The 4,346-nt window shown below is 52.9% G+C and carries 4 protein-coding genes and 1 tRNA gene; 2 read left to right on the forward strand and 3 right to left on the reverse strand.

Going from position 1 to position 4,346, the window contains the following annotated elements; genetic code table 11:
- Positions 1-266 precede the first annotated feature (266 nt).
- A tRNA-Met gene (locus ACEW8J_RS06170) sits at positions 267-343 on the forward strand.
- Positions 344-538: 195 nt separating this feature from the next.
- Positions 539-940, forward strand: a complete 402-nt coding sequence (locus ACEW8J_RS06175) for a hypothetical protein (RefSeq protein ID WP_373490768.1) — start codon at positions 539-541, stop codon at positions 938-940.
- Positions 941-1,022: 82 nt separating this feature from the next.
- Here the strand turns inward: ACEW8J_RS06175 and ACEW8J_RS06180 are convergent, their stop codons facing one another.
- From ACEW8J_RS06180 to ACEW8J_RS06190, 3 genes are all read right to left on the reverse strand, one after another.
- Entirely contained in the window at positions 1,023-1,550 is a 528-nt protein-coding gene (locus ACEW8J_RS06180; protein ID WP_373490769.1) for a hypothetical protein, read from the reverse strand.
- Positions 1,551-2,804: 1,254 nt separating this feature from the next.
- Complete coding sequence (locus ACEW8J_RS06185; RefSeq protein WP_373490770.1) at positions 2,805-3,206, reverse strand: SOS response-associated peptidase family protein; 402 nt, start codon at positions 3,204-3,206, stop codon at positions 2,805-2,807.
- 260 nt (positions 3,207-3,466) lie between these two features.
- Positions 3,467-4,346, reverse strand: an 880-nt coding sequence (locus tag ACEW8J_RS06190; RefSeq protein ID WP_373490771.1) for an IS3 family transposase, incomplete at its 5' end; no start/stop codon positions are given.

Consider the following 4,346-nt stretch of genomic DNA (forward strand, 5'->3'; position numbering starts at 1 on the left):
CTGCAAATTTCTTCTGACGCAACGCAATGGCGGCCTGTGCGCCTGCGTGGCCAGCGCCAACAATCAATATGTCATAAAATGCGTTCATATCTGCCCCTTGATGCCCGACGTCGGCTCGGAAAGCGCTGTTAGCGCGGATCGTATTGGCCGTGCAAGCTTTAGCATATTTTCTCGCGAGAGCTTGTTGACCGGGCCCGACGCTATGACTATAGCGCCGCGGTCCAGACAGCGTTTCGCGACGATCGAGTTGATCCCCGGAACCGGTTGGCGGAGTAGCTCAGGTGGTTAGAGCAGTGGAATCATAATCCATGTGTCGGGGGTTCGAGTCCCTCCTCCGCTACCAAAATTTCAAGACATGATTGGTTGTCGCTTACGCAGGCTAATGCTCTCGTGCTTGTGCTCGCTTGTGAATGGGTAGCGGACATCTATCACCTCTATTGCCAACAATGGGAGACAAGGGTCGACGGGCTATCCGAGAAACCACTTTGGACGCTTGTTTGAAAGTGATATGCTCTCGGCTCGATCAAAGGAGGACCTAGTGAAAAAGCTATTTGTCATTACCAGTGTCGCGATGCTCGCAGCTTGCGGAAGCCCGGAAGCTGAACAAGAAACCGTGGCGGTTGCCGAGGTGGAGGCTCCTGCAGAAACTATGTCCCTGCATGAGACGACCTGGACATTCGTGCAGGATGACAAGGAGATCATGGAGTCTATCGACGCGAGCGGCAATTACATTGCAAACGCCGGAGATGAGCATTTCGACCACGGCACCTACGTGCTGCTCGACGGAAAGCAGTGTTTCACTAGCGCCATGAACGATGAGGGCCAGATGTGCTGGACTACACCGGCCAATATCGAATTGGGCGAGAGCGTCGATATTACGAGCGACGGGGGCGAAAAGCTTACCATCACTCGCGCGGATTATAAACCGTTGACCATGTAGCAAGCCTTAGGCCGCAGCTAATAGAATAGCTTGCCTCGAATTGGTGTTCCAATTCGAGGCAAGCTGATTCAGGGCAAGGGTGCTATGATACTGACCAGCCGCTTTCAGGATGAAAGTCGACGACACCCACCGGTCCGAATTCCAGCAGGCAATCTAGGCTGTGGATGTGGTCAGGCGGTAGGTCCGCAAGTCCGTCGAAGAACCTGAAAATTCTTTGTTCACCATCTGACAAAACATTGCTGCCCAGATAAAGCGTTGCCGCAATGTCTTTGTTGGGTGCGATCACATAGGTCTGCGAACCCATGCTGTCTTCAATCCCAAATAACTGAAGCTGCGGTACCGCTGCGATGTGCCCAATCCAGCCTATAGTTTTATTGTAACTTGCAATGCCCACCGGGGAATTGTCGAGCATGTCGTCCAGACCTTTGCGCTGGTCACCGGATAATGTTTCATCGACTCGTTCCAGTGTGAACTGCAGGTGATCCTGTCCAAGCAACGTGTCCTGGTCGAAAATTAACTCTGCAGCGCGCTGCTCGCTCGGCGCGACGACATGGGCCTTTGACCAGCCGCTGCTCCGCTCTATCTCCACTTCATATAGGTAAAATCGCATATCGTGCATTTCCTTTTGCTGTTGACGATGCAAGCAGCATAAGGTCGATATGTCTTGGAAGCGGGTGGCTTCGTGGTGGGTTCGTATTGCTCTAGGATGGCCGCTGAGCGCGCAAACATTGTCACTACCGATGCCGCTTGTTTCTGAAAACAGACATTCAGCGCATACTGTTTGCCCGCATTCGAACGTCAAGAAGTGGGTGGTTAGCTGCCCTTCTTCTTTCGGTATGATTGTCGAGAGACTTTCGGAGTAGTGGCTCCGGTAAATGCCCGCACTTTCTCTTCCAACTCGTCCAAGGCCGCCTTGAATGCTTCAGGACTATCATCCTTTGCCGTGGCCACAAAGCGGTGGCGCTTTCCGTGGTGATAAACACCTCTTGAGACCGAAGTTGGCATTACCGCAACATAATACACATCGTGCGGAACGACCGCAAGTGGGGCGCAAGCAGCCATTCCGATTGCGCCCAGGGAAGAGTCCGCTTTTGCTGCTGAAAGGTCCAAAAACCGACTGTCGGCCAGCGAACACCAGCCTATGATGATTTGTCGGGCGTCTTGTATTTAAACATCATATCGTTTGTTCTCTTCACGCCGACCTGCAGATATATCCCATTCAAGCACCGGTTGAGGTTTCCTGACCGCACGTGTTTATCGTCACAATCCAACCATTTCCAGAATTCGTCAAAGGGCCATCTCTCAGAGACGTCCCGTGATGCGAGGTAAGCGAGGCACACCGCAATCGATCTCGTGCGGCTGACGCAATCCTCAGCAGAAAGGGCGAGTATCTGCTCTAGAGCATCCAGTGCCATGGCTACCAGCCGTTCCTCAGCAACAAAGGTCACGGTTTTCTGCGAAGCGCCCAGATGAATGATGATATGCTGGCGATGACCGCCGCCAGTGCAATGAGGGAAGAACTATCCAAAACAATCATGATGAACCTGCTAGTCGTATCAAGGGAAACGTCATGTTCACTAAATGTTCTATGTAGGACAGTGTTTTCTTGAATGGGTATATCGGCTGGTTCGCGCTGATAGGTTGGCTGGTGAAGTCATCGGCGGAACCCAGAAAGTCTGGTTGACCTATCAACCGAGGCGAAATCGCGACACCAGGCAAAATCGGCTAATTACTGGGAATTCTCGACCCGCCGGTGACGGGCAGAAAATATGAGCCGATATCCGTCAATATTTGACCAACTATTGTCAACTTAGCTTTACATCTGAGGGACCTGCCAAGCCATACAGCAAATACAAGCAGCAGACTAAACGGCCATCGACATCAGCTGTGAAGGAAACGGCACCGCAAACCTCTCCGCATCATCTCCAGACAGCCAATCATCATAATCCTCAGGGTGCAATATCACCGGCATGGCCTTGGGGTGAATTGGCTTGATAAGAGGATTAGGCTCGCATGTCAGAAACGCAAAAACATTGCCTTCATCGGAGGGGCGCCAGATACCAGCGAACGCCGAGACGGACGCTTCATTGACCTCGAACCAACATTCCTCTCTCCCCGCCTTGGGCTTGGGTTCGGCGAACCTCGTGAAGGGCACGAGGCAGCGATTTTGAGCCTTTGTGAGCATCGATCGCCAGAAGGAGCTTGATAGGTTGCGGACGTTGGTTATTCGCTTTGTAATGGTCGTGCCAGGACGTTTTCCCTTCATTGTTAGCGGGACCCCCACTGCATGGTGTCGAGTATCTTCTGACCGCCGTCGAGACGCGCAACCATGCCCTGATATTTCGGCCAGACATCGATTTTGATCTCTGAGAAGGGTGTGTCACCAGCCGCACCGATGTATTCCAGCCATGTGGGGATTGCTTCGGGGTTGTTTCGATAGTGATTACACATTGTCCGTCGTCAGATAATTTGAGACTGATACCGGTTTAAAATAGGCGAGTATTTGGTTCCATCGGTTGGTTGATATTAGGCGGCGATCTTGCGGTATTGCAAGCGCCGATTTTCGATGGTTTTTCGTTTTATCCTTTCTCGCTGTTTGATGATGGCTTCGGCCCGGCCAAAGTAGGCGTCAGCGGGTGTAACGTTTTTCAGGCTCTCGTGATAACGCTGGTGATTATAATGCTCGACGAACGCCTCGACCTGAGCCTCCAGATCACCGGGCAGATAATAATTTTCAAGCAGGATGCTGTTTTTGAGGGTCTGGTGCCAGCGCTCGATCTTGCCCTGGGTTTGTGGATGGAACGGTGCACCGCGAATGTGGCGCATCTTCTTGTCGGCCAGATAATCCGCAAGTTCACCCGCAACGTAGCTTGGCCCGTTGTCGCTGAGCAGGCGCGGTTTGTGCAGCACATGCGCCGACGCACAGCCTGATGCCTCAAGAGCCAGCTCCAGCGTATCGGTGACATCTTCTGCGCGCATGGTCGTGCACAGCTTCCAGCTGATAATATAGCGGCTGTAGTCATCAAGGATCGTCGACAGATAATACCAGCCCCAGCCAATGATCTTGAGGTAGGTAAAATCAGTCTGCCACAGCTGGTTGGGCGCCGTGGTCTTGTCCTTGAACTCGCTGGCGGCTTTCATGACGATGAAGTTTGGGCTGGTGATCAGGTCATGGGCCTTGAGCAGGCGGTAAACGCTCGCCTCCGACACGAAGTAGCGCTGTTCATCGGTAAATGTCACCGCCAGCTCTCGCGGGCTTAGCTCGCAGCGTTCCAGCGCCATCTCCAGTATCTGTGCCTGCACCTTGTCGGGGATCCGGTTCCATGCACGCTTGGGGCCGGGACGCTGATCTTCCAGCGCTTCTTCGCCAAAGCGCTGATACAGATCATACCAGCGGTAAAAGGTA

Origin of the sequence: Parasphingorhabdus sp., from assembly GCF_041748495.1 — a bacterium.
Taxonomy (GTDB): domain Bacteria; phylum Pseudomonadota; class Alphaproteobacteria; order Sphingomonadales; family Sphingomonadaceae; genus Parasphingorhabdus.